Annotated in this window: 20 protein-coding genes, 1 tRNA gene and 2 pseudogenes; 10 read left to right on the forward strand and 13 right to left on the reverse strand. The window is 63.9% G+C overall.

Annotated elements, in window-relative coordinates; genetic code table 11:
- Positions 1–728 (forward strand): response regulator (locus tag ACFQV6_RS43285; RefSeq protein WP_378033567.1); only part of this gene is annotated, 728 nt, incomplete at its 5' end.
- Positions 729–743: 15 nt separating this feature from the next.
- On the opposite strand, the pseudogene ACFQV6_RS43290 reads toward ACFQV6_RS43285, so the two are convergent.
- The 5 genes and pseudogenes from ACFQV6_RS43290 to ACFQV6_RS43310 all read right to left on the reverse strand — a co-directional run.
- Positions 744–1,151, reverse strand: a pseudogene (locus tag ACFQV6_RS43290) (YybH family protein); the annotation flags it as partial.
- Between the two features lie 95 nt (positions 1,152–1,246).
- Complete coding sequence (locus ACFQV6_RS43295; RefSeq protein ID WP_378033586.1) at positions 1,247–2,221, reverse strand: sigma-70 family RNA polymerase sigma factor; 975 nt, start codon at positions 2,219–2,221, stop codon at positions 1,247–1,249.
- 45 nt (positions 2,222–2,266) lie between these two features.
- Positions 2,267–2,593 carry a YciI family protein gene (locus ACFQV6_RS43300; protein WP_378033568.1) on the reverse strand — a complete coding sequence of 109 codons (327 nt, stop codon included), beginning with the start codon at positions 2,591–2,593 and terminating at the stop codon, positions 2,267–2,269.
- A gap of 164 nt (positions 2,594–2,757) precedes the next feature.
- Positions 2,758–2,943: a hypothetical protein gene (locus tag ACFQV6_RS43305; RefSeq protein ID WP_378033569.1), complete on the reverse strand. Its 186-nt coding sequence runs from the start codon at positions 2,941–2,943 to the stop codon at positions 2,758–2,760.
- Between the two features lie 62 nt (positions 2,944–3,005).
- Positions 3,006–3,979 (reverse strand): annotated as a pseudogene (locus tag ACFQV6_RS43310) (NAD(P)-dependent alcohol dehydrogenase).
- A gap of 62 nt (positions 3,980–4,041) precedes the next feature.
- Between ACFQV6_RS43310 and ACFQV6_RS43315 the strand changes: the two are divergent.
- Together ACFQV6_RS43315 and ACFQV6_RS43320 are read left to right on the forward strand one after the other, a co-directional pair.
- Positions 4,042–4,692 carry a TetR/AcrR family transcriptional regulator C-terminal domain-containing protein gene (locus ACFQV6_RS43315; RefSeq protein ID WP_378033570.1) on the forward strand — a complete coding sequence of 217 codons (651 nt, stop codon included), beginning with the start codon at positions 4,042–4,044 and terminating at the stop codon, positions 4,690–4,692.
- Positions 4,693–4,749: 57 nt separating this feature from the next.
- Positions 4,750–4,834 (forward strand) — tRNA-Leu (locus tag ACFQV6_RS43320).
- Here the strand turns inward: ACFQV6_RS43320 and ACFQV6_RS43325 are convergent.
- Positions 4,799–6,493, reverse strand: coding sequence for a recombinase family protein (locus ACFQV6_RS43325; protein WP_378033571.1), 1,695 nt, complete (start codon positions 6,491–6,493; stop codon positions 4,799–4,801). The genes ACFQV6_RS43320 and ACFQV6_RS43325 overlap by 36 nt on opposite strands.
- A gap of 367 nt (positions 6,494–6,860) precedes the next feature.
- On the opposite strand from ACFQV6_RS43325, the gene ACFQV6_RS43330 reads away from it, so the two are divergent.
- Entirely contained in the window at positions 6,861–8,747 is a 1,887-nt protein-coding gene (locus ACFQV6_RS43330) for a hypothetical protein (protein ID WP_378033572.1), read from the forward strand.
- Between the two features lie 80 nt (positions 8,748–8,827).
- Here ACFQV6_RS43330 and ACFQV6_RS43335 read toward each other — a convergent pair whose 3' ends face one another.
- Genes ACFQV6_RS43335 through ACFQV6_RS43350 form a run of 4 tightly spaced genes read right to left on the reverse strand, consistent with a single transcriptional unit; the run spans position 8,828 to position 11,737 of the window.
- Positions 8,828–10,570, reverse strand: a complete 1,743-nt coding sequence (locus ACFQV6_RS43335) for an FtsK/SpoIIIE domain-containing protein (protein WP_378033573.1) — start codon at positions 10,568–10,570, stop codon at positions 8,828–8,830.
- Entirely contained in the window at positions 10,567–10,887 is a 321-nt protein-coding gene (locus tag ACFQV6_RS43340; protein WP_378033574.1) for a hypothetical protein, read from the reverse strand. Before ACFQV6_RS43340 ends, ACFQV6_RS43335 begins: the two co-directional genes overlap by 4 nt.
- Complete coding sequence (locus ACFQV6_RS43345; RefSeq protein ID WP_378033575.1) at positions 10,884–11,546, reverse strand: DUF2637 domain-containing protein; 663 nt, start codon at positions 11,544–11,546, stop codon at positions 10,884–10,886. Before ACFQV6_RS43345 ends, ACFQV6_RS43340 begins: the two co-directional genes overlap by 4 nt.
- The gene (locus ACFQV6_RS43350; RefSeq protein WP_378033576.1) at positions 11,543–11,737 is read right to left on the reverse strand and encodes a hypothetical protein; all 195 of its coding nucleotides are present in this window, start codon (positions 11,735–11,737) and stop codon (positions 11,543–11,545) included. The genes ACFQV6_RS43345 and ACFQV6_RS43350 overlap by 4 nt, the downstream gene beginning before the upstream one ends.
- Positions 11,738–12,113: 376 nt before the next feature.
- Here ACFQV6_RS43350 and ACFQV6_RS43355 point away from each other — a divergent pair, with 376 nt between their 5' ends.
- Genes ACFQV6_RS43355 through ACFQV6_RS43365 form a run of 3 tightly spaced genes read left to right on the forward strand, consistent with a single transcriptional unit; the run spans position 12,114 to position 13,756 of the window.
- Positions 12,114–12,821, forward strand: coding sequence for an XRE family transcriptional regulator (locus tag ACFQV6_RS43355; protein WP_378033577.1), 708 nt, complete (start codon positions 12,114–12,116; stop codon positions 12,819–12,821).
- Positions 12,822–12,828: 7 nt separating this feature from the next.
- On the forward strand, positions 12,829–13,305 hold the full coding sequence (locus tag ACFQV6_RS43360; protein WP_378033578.1) for an NUDIX hydrolase: 477 nt from the start codon (positions 12,829–12,831) through the stop codon (positions 13,303–13,305).
- Positions 13,298–13,756 (forward strand): hypothetical protein, encoded by a 459-nt coding sequence (locus ACFQV6_RS43365; protein ID WP_378033579.1) that lies wholly within the window; start codon positions 13,298–13,300, stop codon positions 13,754–13,756. The genes ACFQV6_RS43360 and ACFQV6_RS43365 overlap by 8 nt, the downstream gene beginning before the upstream one ends.
- Here ACFQV6_RS43365 and ACFQV6_RS43370 read toward each other — a convergent pair.
- Positions 13,753–14,301, reverse strand: a complete 549-nt coding sequence (locus ACFQV6_RS43370; RefSeq protein WP_378033580.1) for an HD domain-containing protein — start codon at positions 14,299–14,301, stop codon at positions 13,753–13,755. The genes ACFQV6_RS43365 and ACFQV6_RS43370 overlap by 4 nt on opposite strands.
- Positions 14,302–14,736: 435 nt before the next feature.
- On the opposite strand from ACFQV6_RS43370, the gene ACFQV6_RS43375 reads away from it, so the two are divergent.
- Together ACFQV6_RS43375 and ACFQV6_RS43380 are read left to right on the forward strand one after the other, a co-directional pair.
- Entirely contained in the window at positions 14,737–15,465 is a 729-nt protein-coding gene (locus tag ACFQV6_RS43375; RefSeq protein WP_378033581.1) for an XRE family transcriptional regulator, read from the forward strand.
- Between the two features lie 421 nt (positions 15,466–15,886).
- A complete protein-coding gene (locus ACFQV6_RS43380) occupies positions 15,887–19,192 on the forward strand; it encodes a type ISP restriction/modification enzyme (RefSeq protein ID WP_378033582.1) in 3,306 nt (1,101 codons plus the stop codon).
- 532 nt (positions 19,193–19,724) lie between these two features.
- Here ACFQV6_RS43380 and ACFQV6_RS43385 read toward each other — a convergent pair.
- Both ACFQV6_RS43385 and ACFQV6_RS43390 read right to left on the reverse strand, forming a co-directional pair.
- On the reverse strand, positions 19,725–20,870 hold the full coding sequence (locus ACFQV6_RS43385; RefSeq protein WP_378033583.1) for a tyrosine-type recombinase/integrase: 1,146 nt from the start codon (positions 20,868–20,870) through the stop codon (positions 19,725–19,727).
- On the reverse strand, positions 20,867–21,247 hold the full coding sequence (locus ACFQV6_RS43390; RefSeq protein ID WP_378033584.1) for a hypothetical protein: 381 nt from the start codon (positions 21,245–21,247) through the stop codon (positions 20,867–20,869). Before ACFQV6_RS43390 ends, ACFQV6_RS43385 begins: the two co-directional genes overlap by 4 nt.
- An 897-nt stretch (positions 21,248–22,144) precedes the next feature.
- Here ACFQV6_RS43390 and ACFQV6_RS43395 point away from each other — a divergent pair.
- A partial coding sequence (locus ACFQV6_RS43395; protein ID WP_378033585.1) for a hypothetical protein occupies positions 22,145–22,562 on the forward strand: 418 nt, incomplete at its 3' end.

The raw sequence follows: 22,562 nt of genomic DNA on the forward strand, positions 1-22,562 counted from the left end.
CCCTCGTCCCCGCCCTCGTCCCCGCCCTCGTCCCCGCCCTCGTCCTCGCCCCAAGAGGAGGTGCCGTCATCGGAATCCGTGTGATCGTCGTCGACGACCAGCTGATGATCCGGGCCGGGTTGTGCGCCATCGTCGGCTCCCAGCCCGACATGGAGGTCGTCGGTGAGGCGGGCGACGGTGCGGCCGCCATCGACCTGGTCGCCCGGGTGCGGCCGGACGTCGTACTGATGGATGTCCGCATGCCCGGCATGGACGGCCTGACGGCGACCGCCCGCCTGACCGCCGGCCAGGATCCGCCGCGGGTCCTGGTGCTGACCACGTTCCACCAGGACGCCTACGTGTTTCAGGCGTTGCGGGCGGGCGCCTCGGGCTTTCTGCTGAAGGATTCGGACCCGGCCGAGCTGGTCTCTGCCATCCGCGTGGTCGCCGGCGGCGAGGCGATGCTCAGCCCGGCTGTCACCCGCAAGCTGATCGACGCCTTCGCCACCGGGACGGTGACCTCGGCCCGGCCGGACGATCCGCGGTTGGCGCTGCTCACTCCGCGTGAGCGTGACGTCCTGGTTCAGCTGGCGACGGGGTTGTCCAACGCGGAGATCGGGGAGGTCCTCGGTATCGCCGCCGGGACGGTGAAGGCCCACGTCAACGCGCTGCTGCCGAAGCTTGGCGTCCGGGATCGCGTTCAGGCGACGATTGTCGCGTATGACCTGGGGCTTGCCCGGCCCCGCTGATCAGGTCTCTTCGGTCGCCAGGGGGAACGAGTGGTGCTCGTGGGCGACCAGCCAGCGCCCGGTCTCCTTGCGCAGCCCGATGGTGATCCGTAGCCGCTGGTCAGGGCGGCGGGCGAGATCGTCGGGTGTGCCGCAGCGCAGGAGCAGGTGGGCGAAGGCGATATCCGCCCCGGCGGTCACCTCCAGGCTGACCATGTCGAAGACGGCACCACCGGCAATCCACCGGAAGAACGGGGGCCAGACCTTGCGGTACGCCTCGATGCCCCGGATTCCGTCCTGAGGTGGTGGCACGTCGAACATCACGATGTCGTCGGTGTGGTCCGCGGTGACGGCCTCCAGGTCACCCGCTCGGATGGCGGCGGCCCATCGTTCGATCAGGGTGGTGATGAGTTTGTCGTCGTCCACGTGTTGGTGCACAGGCATGTGTGCCTCCTTTCACCGGTACAACCCCGGGCGGGCGGCGGATTCATCGCCGTCCGGGTTCACCTCATGCTTTTCTGGAAGGTGCGTGGCTTCTCTCAAAGGCGCGTGGCAAGGCCGTAGGTGGCGAAGTCGGCCTTGAGGAACGACACGACCTCGGAGATGCCGTCCGGGGTGAGGGTGAGGATGTCCAGTCCGCCGGGCACGTAGGCGGCGTGGTCGTCGTCCCAGCGGTAGGTGCCGAACGCGAGTTGACCGTTCGCTGTGGTGACAGTGAACCGCCAGCGGCAGGTCATCGGGCCGTCGACGATGAACTCCCGGATGGCGTCGCGGCCGGCGAACCAGGCCGGTTCCGGCGGCATGGAATACCGGGCGTCGTCGGTGAGCATCGCCACGATCGTGTCGACGTCGCCCGCTTCCCACGCTGCCGCGTACCGCCGGGCGAGGTCACGAACGGCCGCGTCGCCCATCCGCTGCAGGGTGACCCGCTGCGTCGTGGCAGGCAGGGCAGGGTCGAGGACCTTGCGGGCGCGTTGCATAGCGCTGTTGACGGCGGCCACGCTGGTGTCGAGTTGTTCGGCGACCTCCCGTGCGGAGAAGCCGAGGACCTCGCGCAGGAGGAGGACCGCTCGTTGTGTGCCGGAGAGCCGCTGCAGCGCGGCGATGAAGGAGAGCTCGATGCTCTCCCGGGTCATCGTCTGAGATTCCGGGCCGAGCCGATGATCGGCGTACGGCTCCAGCCAGGTCACCTCGGCGGCCGGCTCGTGCAGGTCGGTGGGGAGTTCCCGGCGGCCCCGGCGCTCGATCATCGTCAGGCAGCGGTTCGTGGCGATCCGGTACAGCCAGGGCCGGATCGGCGCCCGGGCCTCGTAGCGGTCGAGTGCCCGCCACGCGCGGAGCAGCGTTTCCTGGACGGCGTCGTCAGCGTCGTGGACGGAGCCGAGCATCCGGTAGCAGTGCGCGTGCAGCTCGCCGCGGAACGGGCCGACGAGAGCGGCGAACGCGTCCGCGTCTCCGGCCTGCGCCGCCGCCAGCAAGTCCGAGGCCGAGTTCACCGGCCGATCCTGCCACAGCGGCCGGTGGGCTCGGCTATGACGGGCGCGTGTGGGCGCCGGGCGTCATTCGTGCAGGGGCCACACTTCGACCACGCCGTGCGCCACGGCACAGGGCGCTTGCGACGCGATGGTGATGGCCTCGTCCAGGGTGGCCGCCTCGATGATGGCGAACCCGGCGATGGGCAGCTCGGACGTCATGAACGCCCCGGCCTTGGTGGTCACTTCGGCGGCGTCGTGGTTGCGCACCTGCACGGCCTGGCCGGCGATGCCCATGACCACGCCGTCCAGGCGTAGCTGGGCGTCGTGCGTGTGGGCCGCGTTTCGCACGTCCGCGTCGGTGCTGTCGTAGCCTGCCTGGTCGCCGTATCCGATCGTCACGAACTTCGCCACCGCGAACTCCCTCTGGTGCGGGTGTGGTGTGCGGCTGCGGCCCTCAGCGGCCATGTTTCGCAACCAGACTCAGCCTAAGCAGACTGTCTGCAAAGTGCAACTGGTTAACGAAGGCCGTCCACCCCCGGAGTGCCTGGCACTTCGAGGGTGGCAGCGCGACCGGCTCAGTCGTCGTCGTCACCGCCGTCGTCGTCATCGTCGTCATCGCCGTCGCCGCCCGGGCAGCCGGTGAGTGCCAGTAGCACTCCCGCTGCTCCGGCCAGGCCGACGGTCCGGCCGAAGAAGCTGCGGCGGCTGATCGGGGAAGCGGTCCGGACCTCGTCCTCGGATGTGGTGCGCAGGTCGTCCATTCCGGCATTCTCGCAATGCCGCGGGCCTCCGGAGAACCCTCTGCGCCTTTTGTCCCAACCGGCTAGTTTCCTGCGACCGCCACGATGATCTTCCCGCTGAGCCGGCCCTGATCGATGTGGTTCATCGCCGCCACCGCCTCGTCGAGCGGATAGGTCCGGTCGATCACCGGCCTGACCTGGCCGTTTCGACCATTGCAGCCAGCGTCGCCAGGTCGTCGCGGTTCGGCCGGGCGACAACGGTTCGCATCCGGCGCCCGCCGAACCGCAGGGTGGCGCCGGCAGCGAGGATGCGGCGGGCCGGTCCGAGCCAGCGGCCGCCGGTACCCACCGACAACGCCAGCACGCCGCCCGGGTTGAGGGCCCGGCGCAGCACCGCGAGGGGGCGGTTGCCGGCCAGGTCGACGATGGCGTCGTACCCCTCCCCCGGTGTCGTCGCGGTCTGGTAGTCGATCACCCCCTCCGCACCGATCGACCGCATCAGATCGGCATTGCGCCCCGCGCACTCCGCGACCACCCTGGCGCCCCGCGCGGCCGCGATCTGCACGGCGAACGTGCCCACCCCGCCGGCCGCGCCGGTGATCAGGACTCGCTGGTTCTGCTGGATTTCGGCGGCATCGCGGACGGTTTGCAGGGCAGTGGTCCCGGCGAGCGGTAGCGCGGCGGCCTCGACGAACGACATCCCGGCCGGTTTCACCGCCACGAGTTCGGCTTTGACCGCCACCAATTCGGCGAGCGCCCCCGTCGATTCGGCGAGGACCTCGGCGCCCACCCGCAGGCCATTCACCTCCGCCCCGACCTTCTCGATCCGGCCCGCCATCGCACGCCCGACCACAAACCCCGGGCGCGGCTTGCGAAAACCTCCAGCTGCAAACCTGATTGCGTACGGTTCACCGCGCACCATGAGCCGGTCAGCGGCATTGAGCCCGGCGGCGTGGACCCGGATCAGGACTTCTCCCGCGCCGGGTTCGGGTGCGGGCACCTCCGTCAGCTCGACTACGGCGGGCGTACCGAATCCTTGTTGGATGAGTGCTCTCATGACCGTCCTCCCCTTGCTTACGGTGTAAGCTTACGACGTAAGCGCAAGCGGAGGGAACGGTTATGCGAGCACCATTGAGCGCGGAACGCGTACTCGAAGCAGCTCTGACCTTGGCCGACGCAGGCGGAACCGACGCGCTCACCATGCGGCGCCTCGGCCAGGAATTGGGTGTCGAGGCGATGTCGCTCTATCGGCATGTGGCGAACAAGGACGCTGTCCTAGCCGGGATCACCGACCTGGTGATTGCCGAGATCGCCCTGCCTTCGGTTACGGACGACTGGAAATCGGCTATGCGTCAGCGGGGGGTGGCGGCACACGAGGCGCTGATGCGGCATCCGTGGGCGCCGGCACTGTTGATGTCGCGGACCAATACCGGGCCGGCGATGTTGCGCTACATCGACTTCACGCTGGGGGTGCTGCGTCAGGCGGGGTTCTCATGGGAGCTCGCGGATTATGCGTGGAACACGATGGACAGCTTCATCTACGGGTTCACGCTGCGGAAGTTGAGCTTTCCGATCGCGCAGGCTGATTATGCGGACGTGGCGGAGGCGCATCTGGCGGTGTTCGCGGGGGGTGATTTTCCGTTCATGGCGGAGATGACTCGGTATGTGGTGGCCGGTCATCACCCGGGGGATCCGGAGGTTACGTTCGGGTTGGGGCTGATCCTGGACGGGCTGGAGCGGATGCATAGCATGGGTCCGGGGGCGGGGTGACCCACCCCCTCGCGGTTGGGCGGGGGCAGGGGTTGTTAGGTTCTTGTCCAGCAGCAGGTCCGGGTGGCGGAATGGCAGACGCGCTAGCTTGAGGTGCTAGTGCCCTTTATCGGGCGTGGGGGTTCAAGTCCCCCCTCGGACACACGTTATACACACGGCCGAAGTCGTCAGAGACGACCTCGGCCTTCAGTGTTTTCTGGCCCGGTTGGTAGGTCATCCGGAGCCCGATCCGGCTGTAAAGCTCGGCCCGGTCACGGGGGTCTGCCCCTTGAACCAGCCGGAGCAGGTCCTTGAACGCTGCGGCGATGGCGTCAAGTTGGTCCTCGGTCATCCGCTGCGGCGCCGCGTCGGTGACGCCGAGCCGGGCTTGGGCGGCTCTCTTGATCGCCGTGGTTTCGGTGATCCAGCCGGCGATGAGCGTCGGGTCGCCTCCAGCGTCGAGAGCCGCCCGGTAGCGGTCGATCTTGGCATCGGCGTCCGTGATCGCTTGGCGGATCTCGGTGGTGTCGTCTGCGCCGCTGGTTGCGGCGAGGGCGGCGCGGTGCTGGGCGTCGGCCACGCGGCGCAGGTTCGCGGTCAGGGCGTTGCCGGTGAGTTCGTCGCGGAGGAACCGGTCGATGGGATCGGCGATCTGGTCCTCCCGCAGATAGAGGACCGGCGGATGGCTGATCTGCTGCTGGCGGACGAAGTCGCGGCTTGCTGTGCAGCGGTAGTAGAGGCGGCCGTGGTTGAGGTTGCCGACCATCCGCCGTCCACAGATGCCACAGGTGATCAGGCCACGAAACAGGTACGGGCGGGCGGTTCGGCGAGGCGCTCGGCCGGCGTCGCCGCCCGTGCCGCGCGTCTTGACGGTGTGCTGGGCACGTTCGTAGAGGTCGGTGCTGATCAGCGGCGTGTGTGATTGCTGGCGAGACCACACCCACTGGCTCGGGTCGTTCCAGCGGTGGCGGTTCTCGTGGCCCAGGGCGACGTCGTCTACGTCGAGGAGAACTTCGTCGGTGCGGGCTCGGTTCCAGACCTGGTGGCCGGTATAGCGCGGGTTCTTCAGGATCGCTCGGATCGCGGTGGTCTCCCAGACCTCGGTCGTGCGGTGCGGGTTCCGTGCCCGGTCGTAGGCGGAAGGGCAGGGGATGCCGTCTTGGGTGAGACCACGGGCGATCGAGGTCATGCCGCGCCCGGCGACGTACTCGGTGAAGATGCGTTTCACGATCGGTTCGGTGACCGGGTCGGGGTCGAGACGGTGCAGTTGCTTGCCCTGGGCGGCCTTGGCAGGGTTGGGATGCGGGCCGGCGTCAATGAGGCGGTAGCCGTAGGGCGGTCGTCCGCCAAGGTAGCGGCCTTCCAGTTCGGTCTGCGCCTGCATAGCGGAGCGGACGCGGATCTTGATGCGGTTGCGTTCGCCTTTGCTCATGCCGCCGTAGAGAGCCATGACGAGATCGTGGGCGTCGGAGCCGGGATCGATCGCTCCGCCGACCTCGGGCACCCACAAGCCGACGCCGTAGTGGACGAAGACCGGGAAGGTCATGCCGAACTGGCTGCCGTAAAAGGCGCGTTGCGGTTCGCCGATGACTACGGCGGCGAAGTCCCGATCTGGGCTCTTGATCGCGTCGAGGAGACGCAGTGCTTCGGGGCGGCGCTTCCATGGCAGTGAGCGGGAGAGGCCGATGTCGAAGAACTCAGCGACGACCTCGCCGCCAGCCGGTTCGATCAGGCTGCGGGCACGGGAGAGCTGCCACGCTTGGGATGCCTGCGGGTCCTGTTGGTCCTCGGTCGACACTCGTCCGTAGAAGGCAAACCTCATGGTTGGCGAGTCTTCCGCGCGCGATCGATGATGCGCCACAGCACATCTGCGGCGGCTTCAGACACCGGGACGTCTAGGGACGTCTTGAGCTGCCCATTCTCGATTTCGATCGTCTTGAGCGTTCGTATGCTGCGACTTCTCCCTTCCTCGGCTGACCCCATTGAAGTGCTCACGGACCTCCTCTCCTGTCGCTTGATCTTGATGGCTATCGACTCCCACTCGCGCCTGGGCGCAAGAATGAGGCACCTTGTATGATCCTCAGTCACCCGTCCCTCGATCTACATTGAGTGCAGGGACTCTGGCGGCAGGCGGAACAGCATGCCGTTCATGTACTTCGTTGGATTTGCCATCGAGTCGGAGTGAACACGTGCTGCGAAAGTTCTTCTCGAAGAGTCAACACGAGGCCTTATTCCGTGGTGCTGAAGTGCATTTCACTTTCGTTTTTGATTCCGGAGGTCGGGTCGATAGTTACAAATTGGCGCGTCGCCTCCTATCTGCCGGAATTGCCGAAACCGCCGTTAGATCAGCAGACGGCGAGGTGCTCGTGTCGCCGCGTTTCAAAGAATTACGACGCGCCCGGCGACACGCCACGCGGCTCAAGCGAGCCTCGGAGGGTAGCCTGCGTGACCTTTTCCTGGAGGCCCTCCGTAGCCCGCGCCTGGCGGCCACAATACTAAAAGCCCTTTCCCCCTTGGTTGTTAAGCGGGAGAGGGATGATCCACAAGAAGAGGATTCTCTGGATCCTGTGGATCTCAGATCTCCTGGATGTGTGGCTGGTAGCGCGATTGACTTAATTGACGAATCTGTCGCTGACCTCCGAATCGAGAGCGCCATTTACCATGCTGTCGACAGGGAATTTCTCTCGCCACAATACCTGGATTCGGATCCTTACATTCGCTTGCGCCTGCGCGGTTTCGACTACGAATTAAGTCTACCTTCAAGTGAGAAAGGCAGCCTTCCTCGCACGAAGCTATGGACCACTCCGGATGTTCTCGTACATAACAGTGGCGTCATGATGCTGACTTTCGTAATTCACGTGCCGCCCGCGGCAACAAAAGAAATCCTGAGTTGCACCCGTTCGGACTGGATCACGTTCAGCCGGACGTCCATTTCGGAGGCTATCCTATCTCCGTATGCTGCGTCCGTCGGCGCCTCGATGGAGAATTTGGTCGGAGAGTGGGAGGCGGACGTTAAAGCCGGCACCAGGTGGCTAGACTCTCGCTTTGAGGAACCCGTCACGCTCGCGGATATTTTTGCTATATATCACGAGGCCATCATTGGCAAGGGGAAGTTGCCGAGCGCTAGCTACAATTGGATGTGCTATCCGAAGGTATTCATCGAAGGCCTCGACTGCTGCGGATCTAAGAAGTCCTGGCTGTCAAAGCATGGCCGAGATCTTGCCGGAATCGTCTGCCGAGCACCATGGTACGAGCGAATGAGTGATGATTACGTAGGCAAAGAACTCGAAATCGATTTGGTTGATTCCGAAGATGCCTCGATGTTCGCTAACGCCGGATCGGCGACGAGAGTGGTGTGGAACTTTAATGGAAAGCCCTCAGAGTCGGTCGACCCGGTGAATAACCTTGTTGACTCTACGATGATTAACTATTCATTGCTGCAATTCGGTCAGCTCCGATTGCTGGAGCGTCTAGCAGTTTCCAAGGACCGAAACGGGAAGTCCGCTTCCTTGGCGGAAGAGATTCTTGCATATGGTCTCCACGAAGTAAACAATCAAAACCTTTCGTTTGGTACGGCGCGCGCCATGACGCAGCATATCTCCAAAGAGATTGGCGTTCCTGAGATGTACTCCCGTGTTCGCGAGAGGCTGGACTTGATGCGTCAGGTAAGTTCTTTCGCTCATGGGCGAGCTGCGGCGCGTCGCGCAAACAGGATCGCGGCAGTCGCGCTACTTGTGGCAGCCATTGTTGCGCTTCCGAATCTGAACGAAGGGCTTCAGGCGGTTTCCGAGGTTGACGGCATGGAGGGTGTATTTGCACTGTCCCAGATTCACGAATTCGCTAGTGGTGGCTCTAGCGCCGCAGTTGCCCTATTTGCGGTATTATTAGGAACCGTCGCGGTGCTGCTGATTCCCATTCCGTTCCGGCGCGGCAAGGCGAAGACGAGTACAAGAATCGGCATGTCGTGGCCAAATCAGAAAATTGACGTCGTAATGAACCAGGAACGCCCCTCATCTCGGCCCAAGAATGTGAACGACGATGGCGCTGCCCAGTTGGAAACCTCCTCCGATCTTTGACTACGTCCGTCCGTTGTCCGTCCGCGCGATAACATGCGCAGACGCGTGCGAGCGGACGGACGTCCGTGCGGACGATCGGATCAGGCGCGCCAGTGCCCGCGGGTGACTTGGTGGGCGCGGCCAGCGGTGGCGTGGGCTCGGAGCCGGTCGTAGATCCAGGTGCGTCGCATGCCGGTGAGGTCGATGAGTTCCGGCACCGTCAGCCCATCCTCGGGTGCTTGTTCGAGCGCCATCAGCAGCGTCCGTTCCGGGTCAGGCGTCTCTGGGCGAGGCGGGTCAAGGGCCTTCGGCTGGTGATCGAGTGCGGCGCGGGAGAGCGGGTCGAGGTCGGGTCGTTGGTCGGCGTAGCGGGTGGCCGTTTCGTGGACGTCTTTGTCGGTGACGAGGTAGGCGCGGGCGCGGCGTGGTTGGTTGTGGCCGTCGGCGAGTAGATAGAACTTGCCGGGTGCGTCGAGAGTGTGGGCGTGCCAGCCGGTGGCGAGCATGCCTTTGTCAAGGATGAGGTCGACGTCGCGGCGTTCGCGAACACGCAGGCAAACGCGGACGCTCATCTGCGAGCGCAGCGCTCCCCCGCCCATGGCCTTCTGCGTCGGGCGCTGGGTGGCGGCGAGCAGGTCGACAGTGACAGCGCGGCCACGCCGGGCGACCGACTCGGCGTGAGGGACCGCGGCGGGTGCGGTGTCGGCGAGTTCGGCGTACTCGTCGATGACGATCACCAGCGCGGGAGAGTTCGGGCTGGGTTCCCAGACGCGGGTGTTGTCGTGGCTGGATGCGTGGGCGCGGGTGTCGAGGATGGTGACGGCGTCGGCGAGGAGTTGGGTTGCTTCGTCGGGGGTGGTGGCGAGTCTGGCGAGGCAGGGCGCCCAGGGTCGGAGTTCCATGCCGCCTTTGAGGTCGATGCCCCAGAGGACGACGTCGTCGCAGGCGGCGAGGTTGCCGAGGATGACGTTCAGGACGCCGCTCTTGCCGGAGTCGGTGGTGCCGCCGATGAGTGCGTGCCGTCGCAGCAGCGGGACGCGTACGGGTGTTGCGTCCTCAAAGACGCCGAGTTCGATCGGGTCGGCTAGTGATCGTGCGGTCGGGCCTGGCCATGGAATGGCGCCGGCGTGTGGGTCGATGGCGAGGACGCGCATGGTGCAACGGCCCGCGTGCGAGGGGTCCGACTCGACGCGGACTGCTCCGGGGCGGGTGCCGAGGGCGGATTCGATGGCGGGCACTTTGGCGATGACGTCGGCAACGCTTTGGCCGGGGCGCAGTTTCATCAGGGCTTGCCAGCCCCAGGTGTCGACGACGGCGGACATGACGCGTGATCCGGCCAGACCGATCGTTTCGGCGAGGTTGGGCCAGGCGTTGATGACGCGGTCAACGCGGACGCGGGCCCGGCGGCGCCGATGCGCCCACCACGGCACACCGAGCAGAAACACCGCCACGATGAGAATCGTCGGCAGTGGGGTCCGGCTCATTCCGGCTGCTGTCGCAACGGTGAGCCAGCCTCCCGCAATGGCGGTCGTCATCGCAGCGTAGGCACGTTCCGCGGTCCGGGTGATGCCCCACGGGATGCCGCGCAGTGCGGCTCCCAGTGACGCAGCGATCGTGAGGATGGCGATCATCGGCCAGACGTCGGGATGGGTGGCGTGCGAAACGGAACCGGCGACGGCGAGGACGATTCCTGCCGTGATCGGTGCGAGTTCCGAGCGGTAGCGGAACAGCGCATGTCCGATCGCGGCGAGGCCGGCGATGAGCAGCGGTTCGTCGGGGACGAACAGCAGAGGTTGCGGATTGCGGCGAAGCCATCGTCTGTGGCGGCGTCCGTAGGCCCTCATGCGGCGAGTTCGCCGTTGGCAGGCGGTGTCCAGTCCTGGTGTTCTGCGAGAGCATCACGCAGGTAGGTCAGCGGGTCGGGTTCGCCATCGTGGTCGGCGGCGAGGGTGGCTTGGGCGGCGGCGAGCAGGTCGGCGAAGTCCCAGCGGGTGCGGCTCAGTAGCCGGCCGAGGCGGTCGTTCTCGGCGAGCAGGACGGGGATGTCGGCGAGGGCGGTCCAGAGGTTGACCTGTGTGGGTCGTTGGCGGGCGGCGCGGAGATGGGTGAGAACGGCCTCCTGATCGAGGGTCGGGCGCGGAGTGTGCGGCTGGTTGGTCATGGGCGGGGTGCAGCCTCCTTTCGGTCGGTGGTTTCTGCGGTGAGGCGTCGGCGGAGTTCGGTGGCTTTGGGTCCGGCGATGTGCAGTGCCGAGCGCAGCCCGTCCCGGCTGATGGGCCGCCCGTCGTGGGTGGCTCGGTGCCGGGCGTCTGCTTCGCGAGCCGCGTCGAGTAGGGCGTCGTCGGTGCGGCGCTTGGCTTGTCGGGTCCGGACTCGGGTGCGGACTTCAGGACGTCCCTTACCTTCCGGCGTCGGGCTTAGGTTCGGAGGCGCGATGCTGGTGAGCGCGTGCAGGTGTGCGGTCAGGCCGAGGACGGCGGCCGGGACGGCGCCGACCAGGACGACGATTGGCCAGGAGATGTCGACGAGACCGGTCGCGATGAGGTGGTAGCCGGCGTTCCCTACGATGCTGGTGTCGATGGCGCCGATCGCGTTGGCTCGGGCGAAACGCTGCGCTCGGCTGCTGGCCAGCGCTCCGGCGAGCCAGACCCGGGCCGAGGTCATCGCGTAGGCGTCGATGGTGACCGGCAGCAGCCAAGCGAGCCGTGCCGGCCAGCCCGCGACGATCGCGAGACCGCGCAGGCCGGAGAAGCTCGCCACCGCGGCCGAGACCGCCGCGACGGTCATACCGACGATCACCCACCAGTCGCGCGCTCTCACAGTTCTAGGCCGGCGATGAAGCGGGCCAGGGCGCGGAGCGCGTCACCGATCTCGGGGCCGATGGACGAGGAGGCGAGGAAGTAGCCGAAGGCCGCGCAGATTGCGGCCTGCCACAGTGGCAGCCGGGCGTAGCGCCATAGCAGGTAGACGAAGACGCCGAGCAGGATGACGGCGGAGACGGCGATCGTCATGCGTCACCGCCACGGCGGTTACGTCGGCGGGTGCGGATTCCTCGGTCAGCGCCCGTGTGGCTGCCGCGCGGCTGGTGCCGGCGGATCCACCGCTGTCGGGCGATGCACTTGCGGCAGAGCTTCGCGCGTCCTGCTGCGAGCTGCGCGCCGCACGGGCAAGGGTGGGGTTCGTTGGTGAAGTGCTGGATGTCCAAGGTCTGATCTCCTCTCGGTTGGCCGATGCGTTGCTCTGCATCGATGCCATTGAGAGTGCGATCAGGCGCCGGGACGTGATCAGGTCGTGGCTGGACGTGTCCGAGACGTCTCGCTTAGGGTGGTCGGGCTGCCGGGACGTCCTGACGGGAAGACGATGCCGAACGAGCGACTACGTACTGCGATGTTGGAACGCGGCTTCACCCCGGCCAGCATGGCGGAAGCGCTGCACGTGGATCCCAAGAGCGTCGAGCGCTGGATCAGCGGCCGGACGCCGTACCGGCGGCACCGGTACGCGGTCGCGGTGAAGCTCAATGTCGACGAGGCGTACCTCTGGCCCGACGCGTTGAGTCCCGACCAGGTCGCCAGTGCCAGCGAGAGCGAGATCATCAACATCTACCCGCACCGCTGGACCGTGCCCTCGGAGCTGTGGCGCAACTTCTTCGACAATGCTGAGGAAGAGATCGGCGTGCTCGTCTACAGCGGCCTGTTCGTCGCCGAGGACGCCGGCATCCACCGCATCTTCCGGCAGAAGGCCGATGCCGGCGCACGGATTCGCATCCTACTCGGCGACCCGGACAGCGAGAACGTCGCTCAACGCGGGGCCGACGAAGGCGTCTACGACAGCCAACCAGCGAAGATCAAGAACGCGATGGTCTTGTACCGCCCGCTGCGCAACATCGACGGCATCGAGTTCCGCACGCACCGGACCGTCCTCTACAACTCGATCTACCGCGCCGACGACCAGCTCATGGTCAACACTCACATCTACAGCTTCGGCGCCTACCAAGCTCCGGTCCTGCACCTACGCCGGGTGGCCGGCGGCGGCATGGTCACCACTTACCAGGACAGCTTCGAGCGGGTGTGGGACGAAGCAACACCGATGGAATGAGGCGCCCGTGGGACGACGCATCGACTACTACAACGACCCCGAGGCGCCCAAGGCCAACAGCGTCGTGCCCTCCGCCAACGCCGTCGTGGTCAACGCCAATGGCGAAATCCTGCTGATCCGCCGCTCCGACAACGACAACTGGGCCTTGCCCGGCGGCGCCATGGACCTCGGCGAATCGTTGCCTGACTGCGCGGTCCGCGAAACCGCCGAGGAAACCGGCATCGACGTCGAGGTCACCGGCCTGGTCGGTATCTACACCGACCCCCGCCACGTCATCCTCTACACCAGCAACAACGAAGCCCGCCAAGAGTTCTCAGTCGTCTTCACCGCCCGCCCCGTCGGCGGGACACCCACGCCCAGCTCGGAGTCGACCGAGGTGCACTGGGTCGCCCCCACCGAGATCGCCTCACTGCCGATGGATCGCTCCATGCGCATGCGCATCGACCAGTACCTCACCGCCCCACAGAGCATTCACCTTGGATAGCGACTGGGTTGGCGCCGGAGCGGATGTCTTCGCGGCAGTCGGAACGGTCGGCGCCTTCATCGTCGGCTTCGTCCTCCTGCGCCGTGAGCACGGTCGCGAGGCCAGCCGCGCCGAAGACGAGCAACGTGCCCAGGCGGAACGGATCAGCGCGTGGGTCGAGCTGACCCGCAAGGTCGACGGCAGCCGTGAGCTCGCGTTCCACATCCACAACGCCAGCGATATGCCCATCTACGAGGTAGAGCTACCGCTCCCTACCCGCGGCGACGAGGAAGCGGGCTCCGAATTCGTCGGCCTCGTCCCACCCGGCCAGACCATCCAGAAACCTGCCCCTGCCGACTGGCTACGGACCTACGTCGAACCCGAACCCGTAGAGATCGAGTTCCTCGACAGTGCCGGCCGCCGCTGGAGCCGCGACGAGCAGGGCTCCCTGGCTCGCGCCGAAGAAACCTAGGCGTCGGCCAGCAGCGCAGAGATCCGTCTAACCGAGCCGGTGATCAACGGGCTCGCCTCACGGATCGACTCCGCAACAAGATGCCCATCGCCATACCGCGACAGGATCTCCGCGAGGCGCCACTCGATCTCGACCGGCTCACCGTCCGGGCTCGTCGTCATGTCGGCATAGGTGATCGCGTCCGACAGCAGCTCGTCGACCGGCGGAAACTCGCTCGCGAGCTCGTCAGACAGTCCGCGGTTGCGGCCCTCGATGAAGGCGCACGAGTGATGGGCAACCAGTCGGCAGATCAAATCGTCGACCTTGGCCACGTCCCGCAGATACCGGGCGCCATCGAGCTGATGCATCCCGGTCACGACCAGGTCAGGGGCGTACCCGACATCGTGCAGCCACGCCGCAGCCACCAGCGCTGACGACTGCTCCCCGAGCAGGTGAGCCACCGATTCAGCCTTACGCCCCACACCCTGGCTATGCACCCAACGCCGCGGGATCGAATCGGCCAGCACCAGGCGCGCGAGGTCACGGGCTCGTTCGATCTGATCCACATGGGCAGATTAACGAACGTCCCTTTAGACGGCGTGGATGTTGCTACCTCTCGTCATCCTCCCTAAAGCTGAGGTCGGTACACGCCGGACTGCCGGTTAAGCGCAGCCGAGAGCCGATCAGCGACAGCCGGCCGAACGTCACCGACGCGCACGACAGCGTCACCCTGTCGGCCAATCGCGTCATGCAATGCCGGAAAGTCCTGCCCAACGTCAAAGCCGGCGTCTTCAAGCGCCAACGCAAGACGATCCGCAGACTCCTGCGCAACCTCCTGACCGGCGCGCCCGTCAGTCCCCATCGCCGCCGCCCTCCCGTCACTGCATCTGATCAGCTACAGCCAAGTCTCAACCCCGAGTGACGGACTGTGAACCGCACGACGGGACGTCTAGGGACGTCTTGGCTAAGATGGGCCTCTCGCCAGCGATCGGAGTCGTTGCGTGAACCATCCACTAGCCCGCGCCCTACGCAGCGCCGGCCTCACCACCATCGACATCGCGTCCCAGCTAAGCGTCGACCCAAAGACCGTCCAACGCTGGATGACCGGCCGCATGCCCTACCCCCGCCACCGCGACGCCTTAGCCGAGTTGACTGGTTGGACAACACACAACCTCTGGCCAGAACTCCCACGCCCCATCGAGCCCGCCACCCAAGCCGACGAGGTCCGGATTATCTACCCCCACCGCGCCGCCGTCCCCGCCGACGCCTGGTCGCGCCTATTCGCCCAAGCCACGACCCAGATCAGCATCCTGGCCTACAGCGCCCTCTTCCTCGCCGAAGACATCACCGCGACAACCACCCTGCGAAAGAAAGCCACAGCCGGTGTCCAGGTACGCATCGCACTCGGCAACCCGGACGGCGCCCATATTGCAGAACGCGGCACAGACGAGGGCATCGGCAACGGCATGAGCGCCCGCATCCAAACAGCCCTGGTCGGCTTCCGCCCCGCCATCGAAGCCGGCGCCCTCCTACGGCTCCACGACACAACCCTCTACAACTCGATCTACCAAGCCGACGGCCAACTCCTGGTCAACACCCACGTCTTCGGGCGGCCCGGAGCTCATGCTCCAGTGCTCTACCTACGCTGGCGAGCTGGCGACGGGATGGCCAGCACCTACATGGACTCGTTCGAGCAAGTCTGGTCGGCAAGCCAGGAGATCCACAGCTGACCCAACTGTAGGCAGCCCGGCCGCACACGGCTCTGACAACGCGCACGACCGGGGCCTCGAACAGCCGGTATCCCAATGCTTCCGCGATCTAGAAACCAGCTACAAACAGACTCGCCCCGTCGCGCTGGTTATAAAACCGCCGTCACCAGGACGTCCCGTCATGTCTTGACGTCCCCGCCAGGAATGGCTGCTGAGGCCGACGAAGCTAGCTCCCGGGCGGCGGAATGTGAGGTTTATGCGCTCGCGGCGACCAGTGAACCTTACAGACGCACTCCTCCGAAGCCGTGCAGCGCCGCCCAAGTGCGCAATGCCGTCGTCGTGCCGCAACATCTCGGAGGATCCACGAGCATCTAGACCCCTCTATGTCGATCAAATATAGTTGGTAGTCAAACGTGCACTCACGGTAACGAGAGGAGTGGCGTTGCGCGAGCCCAACGAACCTGCGCGGACAACCATGCGCGGCAACCGGCCCGACTTGACCGAGCTCGTGAGAGTTTTCGGCTCGGCCATTCAAGCTAAGGCCGCCACGCAGGCAGGTGAGCCAGAGGAACGCTTGCGTGCACCCTTCGAACGTTTGATCGAAGACTATGGCCGGAATCTCGGCCTTGATGTAGTCGCAAGTGGGGAAACCCTATTGCGAGAACTAGGAATCAAGCCTGACTATGAAATCTATGTCGCCGGAGCGCCGATCGGTTACGTGGAACTCAAAAGACCCGGAAAAGGCGTACCCACTACCCGTCCACCTAAGGGACAAAGCGGTAGGCAGTGGCAAGGCCTTCAGCTGTTGCCGAATGTGCTCTATACCGACGGCCAGCAATGGGCGCTCTACCGGAGCGGCCGGCTCGTGGGGAGAATTGCACACCTAACTCCTGGCGTCGAGCACGCGGGGTCACGACTTAGGCCCGTTGACGGCGAGCTTGAGAGACTGTTGCAGGAGTTCTTAAGGTGGAAACCTCAACGCCCCAGAACGATTCGTCAGCTAACTATTGCAGTTGCAGCACTATGTCGGCTATTACGCGATGAAGTAGCCGATATAATCAAAGGCGAACAGGAGGGATCAGTAAGGCCATCCCATTTCACACGCCTCGCATTCGAATGGCGAAACCTCCTCTTCCCCAATGAATCAAATGATGAATTCGCGAATGACTACGCTCAAACGGTTACCTTCGCGCTACTACTTGCCCGCGCGGAGAGCATCGATTTCCAAGGACGCTCCGTCGGCGAGATCGCGCATATCCTTGGCAAGAGCCATTCGCTGATGGGCCGCGCTTTAGCGGTACTAGTTAACGACACGGTAGAGCGAGACAGCATTGTCATTGAAACCATGCTACGGGTGATTGGCGTCGTAGACTGGGGACAGTTCGATCGGCGCACGTACCTCAACCTGTTCGAGCATTTCCTCCAGGAGTATGACGCCGAACAGCGAAAACGCACTGGCTCTTACTACACGCCGGATGCTCTCGTAACGTTTGTGGTGAAGTTTGTTGACAGTATACTGCGCGAGAGACTCAAGCGAATCCGCGGATATGCCGCAGATGATGTGATTGTCGTAGATCCCGCTATGGGGACTGGGTCATTCCTGGCGCAGATCGTCGAGCAGGCGGCTCGAACGGTTCAAGTCACAGAGGGCCTTGGTCAGATCGCACCCCGCTTGCGATCACTGTCGCGACGGCTGATCGGATTCGAGAAGCAGGTGGCTCCTTATGCTATTTCTCAACTCCGACTGCATAGTCTTCTGAAAATCGGCTATGGCGCGGAGCCACCGCGCGAGGAATTCCGATTTCTAACGGACGCTTTGGACAATCCCGATGTACAGGAGCTTGAATTTGGTTATGTATACGACGAGATAAGCGCTGCAAGGAAGGGCGCCAACCGAGTCAAGCGCGACGTTCCAGTTATGGTTGTGATATCCAATCCACCCTATTTAAGGAATGTACGTGGCTCTGCACCATGGATAGAAGCACGCGGCTCAGATCGCGTTGGCCGGCCAAACTTGGACGCCTTCAGATCTCCAGGGCAAGGGAAGCGCGAGAGCGTCCTGGCGAATACATCGGCGTACTTCTGGCGTTGGGCCACATGGAAGGTGTTTGATGCGCATCCGGGACACCCATACGGGATCGTCGCATTCGTGAGCAACGCAAGTTTCGTCACGGCAGATGGCTATGCTGGAATGCGCGAATACTTGCGCAAGACGGCAAGCGAGGGATGGATCATCGATCTTAGCCCGGAGCTATTTCGACCGGCGTCGAACATGAGAATTTTTCCCAAGAATGGCAATCGGGTTTGCGTCGCGATCTTCATGCGAAGTGGGCAACCGGATGACAAGACACCAGCGACGATATGGCACACAAGCGTACGAGGAACACGCAGAGAAAAGCTTGAAAGCCTAGCAGGAATCTCACTAACCGACACACGGTGGGAGAAGTGTCAGTCAGGGTGGGCGGCACCGCTGACGCCCGCGCCGGATGACCTGTGGTCGCCGTTACCCGAGTTGACCGATGTACTCCCTATCCAGAGACCCGGTGTGAAGCCGAATCGTACGTGGCTCTATGCCCCTACACCGGAGGTCCTCCATCGGCGATGGCTACGCCTGATCAACGCGCCTACGGAGGACAAAGCCGGCCTGTTCAAGGAGACGGACAAACTAAAGATTGCCTCACGTCCGGTAGCATTGCCAGGCTATGAGAAAGCCAGAAAGTCGATACAGGACGAGAACGGACCATGCCCCGAACCGGTTCGCGTCGCGTTTAGAGCTTTTGATCGGCAATGGACTATCCCAGATGGCCGTCTTCATCACCGACCAAGCCCCGACCTATGGCATATTAAGAGCGACGATCAAGTGTTCATGTTCGAGCAACATACCTATCCTTATACCGAAGGTCCAGGCGTGGTGTTCAGTGCAGATGTACCGGACGTCGATAGCCTCATGGGTTCGCATGCGGGAAGAGTAATGCCTCTGTTCCGTGACGCCAAATCAACACAACCAAACGTGGCTCCCAATTTAGTCGCCTACCTCAATGACTTGTTACAAGTCGATATTGAACCGCGCGATATCTTCGCCTATATAGCGGCGGTGGTAGCTCACCGCGGATTCGTCCGAGAAATTCGGAAGTCATCGCGAGGAGGAGGCATGAGACTTCCCATAACGCGAACTCGAGAATTGTGGCTGCGAGCAGTCGAAATGGGGCGCGAGGTCATATGGCTACACACCTACGGCGAACGATTTTTCTATGAAGCCGGGAAGCAACCTGGTATCCCACCTTCATTACCAGATCAAGTGGCTCCGAAAGTTATCACTGAGATTGTAGGAAAATTGAACGCAATTCCCGAAGAGATGTCGTTCGATCCTCAATCCGAGACCCTCAGAGTCGGTAATGGTTTGATCCGCCCGGTCTCTGAGGAAGTTTGGAACTACCGCATCGGCACGCGACGAGTAGTTGAAAGATGGTTTGACTACAGGAAAGCACAATCAGCGTACAAGTGGGCCACTCCTTTGAACGACACATCCCTGCTAGAGTGGAACGACGTTGTCGCAGGGGAAATGCTTGATCTACTAAACCTGATTGCACTCTGCATCAAACTGGAAGCGAGACAGGCAAACCTTCTGTCACAAGTCATCACATCTCCACTGGTATTGTCGGCCGACCTCGAGAATGTCGGAGTATTGCCATTGCCAGAGTGGGCGCGCAAGGTCACTAGAATCTCTGATCACTCGGACTTAGTCTAGGCACTTTCTCAGCTGACGAATCATCTGATCCGACGATGGCGACAATATAGCGAGAGCGGCTCCAACCGGAAACAGAAATTTAGATAAATCCGCAATGCTCACTTTACCCTAAGCCGAGTGGCGTAATTTTCGAGCGCCTCGCTGATCTGACTATCGGAAGCGGCATCAATGAACTTAATGGTAGCGCTGACACTCTGACCGCGCACTCAGCGTGACTGCCGTCGAAGTGCTCTAGCTCCGTCGGGACTACCATTTGCATGCAAGCTCGGCAGCCGCGATCACCGTGTGACTATCCCGCGTGTTGGGCCTCGGACACAGAAACGTCGCAGTCATGCCCCACATGCGTGTCAATGTGGGACATGATAGCCGGAGGCTTCGATCGCCTCGTCAGGCCGACAGCTCCGTAAGCAGGCGAGTCCTTCGCACTGCTTACTTTGATCAACAATCAGGCTCATGACCTGCAAGTCTGATGTGGCTGTGATCCCGCTCACCGGCGGTTGCTGGTGGCTTCACGATCATGAGGGTCAGGGTTCTAGCTCGACTGCTGCGTTGATCCCTGCGTGTTCTGCCTTGACTCCGGCGTGTTCAGAACCGGGCGGTCAGCATCGCTGTCGTCGGTTCTGCCGTGGCCAGTGGGTGCGCTTCGCCGGTGAGCGCGGACAGTGCTTGTGCGACTTCGCTCTGGGTGGCTTTGGTGTAGATGCTGATGGTCGCGTAGCGGCTGGAGTCGGTGTGGCCGGCGTAGCGCTGGGCAATCGCCTGGCCGAAGTGCCGTTCGACCCCAGGTGAGGGTGGTGTGGCGCAGCCAATGGGCGCTGATCAGGTGCACGTCGGCCCATGGCAGTTGGCTGCGGATCCGCTTCCAGAGGTTGTCGTAGCGGCGTTTGCCGACGGGTCTGCCGTTGCGGTAGCGCAGTAGCTGGCTGGCGGGGTCGCCGTCAGCGCGCTGGTTGAAGTGGGCGATGAGGCCCGTGGTGAGCGTTGGGGAGATCGGCTGCCAGCGCTGGGTCTGTCCTTTTTCGTGGAGCCGGAGCAGGCATTGCTCGGTGTCGAGGTCATGGCGGCGGGCGTGCAGCGCACCGCCTTGTCGGCAGGCGGTTTCGAGGTGCAGTCGCAGGATGAGCAGGTCGAGTGCAGGGTCGTTGCCGGTTTCAGCGGTGACTCTGACGATGTCAGCGACGGCCCGTTCGGGTAAGGCTTCGCGCAGGCTTGGTTGCCGGCGGGGTTTGCGGACCCGGGCGGCGGGGTTGTCGTTGGCGCCTATGAGCCGGTCATTGATCGCGTGGTGGTAGACGCAGCGCAGTGCGGCGATGAGGTGTTCGGCGGCGGAGCCGCCGCCGCGGGAGTTGCGCCGTTTGACTGCCTGTTCCCGGGCTCGCTGGGCGAATTCTTTGATGTCAGTGGGAGTGGGTTCGTTGAGCCGCCGGTCGCCCCATTGGGCGAGGATGCGCTGCCAGTAGGTGTTGTAGGCGCGCAGGGTTCCGGCGGTGACGGCGGTCCTGACCTGTGGGATGTATTCGGCGAATGTGGGGACCTGCTGGTTGAGGATGATGCCGCCGCGGGTCAGCTGGTCCGGGGTGACGTTGAGCTTGGCCATCAGGGAGTTGACCAGGGCTATGTTGGCTTCGTTCGGGTCGGCGTGGCTCTCGGAAGGGCTGCCGTCGTCAGAGTGGCTCACGGCTGCTGTGGGGTGAGGTAGGGGTGCAGCATGTGGGCGAGGAGTTGGGCGGGGAAGATCCGGAGGAGGCCGTTGTCATCAGCGGTCAGCAGCAGCCGGTCGCCAGCGGTGATTCCTGCTCGGTGGCGAATGTTGGCGGGTATGTGGAGGTGGCCGCGCCGGCGTAGGACGCGGCTGAGCGTGGTGCCGACAGGGTGTGAGGTGGCGCGGACGGCGGTCACCACCGTTTCGGTGTTAACGGTGAAGGCAATGAGGTCGCCGGGCGTCCAGTCCATCTTCTGGAAGAGAGCTGCTGCCGCTACACGGCCATGGTCGTCGACGATGGTGACCGCGTAGTCAGCTCGGCGGAAGTCGTCGCGGTGGACGGCAGCGGGCATCGGCGTGGGTGCGACTGTTGGTGCGGCCGGTGATGAGAGTTGACTTTCGGGCGGTGTTCCAGCCTTTGGATGTTGCTGCATAGGTGCGACCCCCGCACTGCGTTCTAATCGCCCGTAACCAGCGGTCCTGCCTACCGTCCGCTTGTCGCTTCTCGTTAAGGACACCTGACATATCTGCGCTAGACAAGTTGGCTACGGTTGTCTCCAGTTGACCCGCAAGGGCGGGTTGCTACGCGTGGTTGGCTGCAGCGATACTGCGCGCAGCAGCGGAGAGCCAAACGGAAGGTCCCCCGACGGGCGCTGGCGCGTCCGTCGGGCCATGGTCGCGGCCCTCGATGATTTGCCATCGCAGCCGTCAATGTCGAAGGCTCCCCCACATCATGGGGAGCTGAAAGCGTCGACTTTCGACGTGACCGTCGTGACCGCTGTCTGCGCACCGTGCAGGTGCGCAGGTGCAGAGCTGGCGGCTTGCATAACGACGTTATTCGATGCAGCGAATACGTCGACGACGCTCTACCAGCTGGGAGCGGCAGCCGAGTGTATGAGCTTCCGAGCGGCACAGTGTGGAGGCCCACCAGCCCTAAAGCATCCTAGGAGGATTTCCTCCTCGTTATGCCGTAAACCCAATTAGTCGCGCAGACATTGGCGGTCTCGGGCAATGAGTCCACAATAGAACTGGCTGGTGTGGCACCGGGTGGATCGTGGGTCGTCGCCTCCCGCGGGAGGACAGCGACCGGCAGTCGCTCGTCGTGGAATCGGTAATCAGCCCGCACGCGTCGGAACTCGTCCTCGGCATGATCATTTCGACGCCGCACGCCCGCTTCTTCTCTCTTCAGGCACGAGTGGCCGGCGAGGTGGAGCGGCGCAGCTGGTCGGAGAAGGATCGTCGGGTCGCACATGCTGGACCGGATTGTCGAGCTCGCCGCCGGCCGACAGATCCCGCGGGTCATCGAAGCACCTCCACGCGTGGAGAGGAGGCGGCTCGCCGCATCCTCGGCAACCACTTCATCGGAGCACCTCTACGTGCGTGGAACGGCTGATGTCGCGCAGCGTGGCCTGCTCAGCCCCGGTGATCCACGCGATGAGCCGTTCGCCGTGCAGCTGAGTCTCATGTCGAGGCTCTCTGTACTCGAGGTCTGCGTCGAGCATCGCGCATCGTTGCCGGCCATCATTGGAAAACGCGGCGCCCTCGTCGGCGATCCACTGGCGCAGCGACCCTCGCCGGTCTCCTTCCACAATGAGCCTTTTTCATCCTGCGTAGCGGTTGGCTTCGACGTGGTGCAGAACGAGGATGGCCTGCACGATCGCGGTCGCT

It is taken from the genome of Actinoplanes sp. GCM10030250 (assembly GCF_042666575.1).
Classification (GTDB): Bacteria; Actinomycetota; Actinomycetes; order Mycobacteriales; family Micromonosporaceae; genus Actinoplanes.

Excerpts from the sequence above, each read along its gene's own strand:
- ACFQV6_RS43305 (WP_378033569.1), bottom strand. The coding sequence starts at position 2,943 with ATGGACGACCTGCGCACCACATCCGAGGACGAGGTCCGGACCGCTTCC.
- ACFQV6_RS43315 (WP_378033570.1), top strand. The coding sequence starts at position 4,042 with ATGCGAGCACCATTGAGCGCGGAACGCGTACTCGAAGCAGCTCTGACC.
- ACFQV6_RS43325 (WP_378033571.1), bottom strand. The coding sequence starts at position 6,493 with ATGAGGTTTGCCTTCTACGGACGAGTGTCGACCGAGGACCAACAGGAC.
- ACFQV6_RS43335 (WP_378033573.1), bottom strand. The coding sequence starts at position 10,570 with ATGAGGGCCTACGGACGCCGCCACAGACGATGGCTTCGCCGCAATCCG.
- ACFQV6_RS43340 (WP_378033574.1), bottom strand. The coding sequence starts at position 10,887 with ATGACCAACCAGCCGCACACTCCGCGCCCGACCCTCGATCAGGAGGCC.
- ACFQV6_RS43350 (WP_378033576.1), bottom strand. The coding sequence starts at position 11,737 with ATGACGATCGCCGTCTCCGCCGTCATCCTGCTCGGCGTCTTCGTCTAC.
- ACFQV6_RS43355 (WP_378033577.1), top strand. The coding sequence starts at position 12,114 with ATGTTGGAACGCGGCTTCACCCCGGCCAGCATGGCGGAAGCGCTGCAC.
- ACFQV6_RS43390 (WP_378033584.1), bottom strand. The coding sequence starts at position 21,247 with ATGCCCGCTGCCGTCCACCGCGACGACTTCCGCCGAGCTGACTACGCG.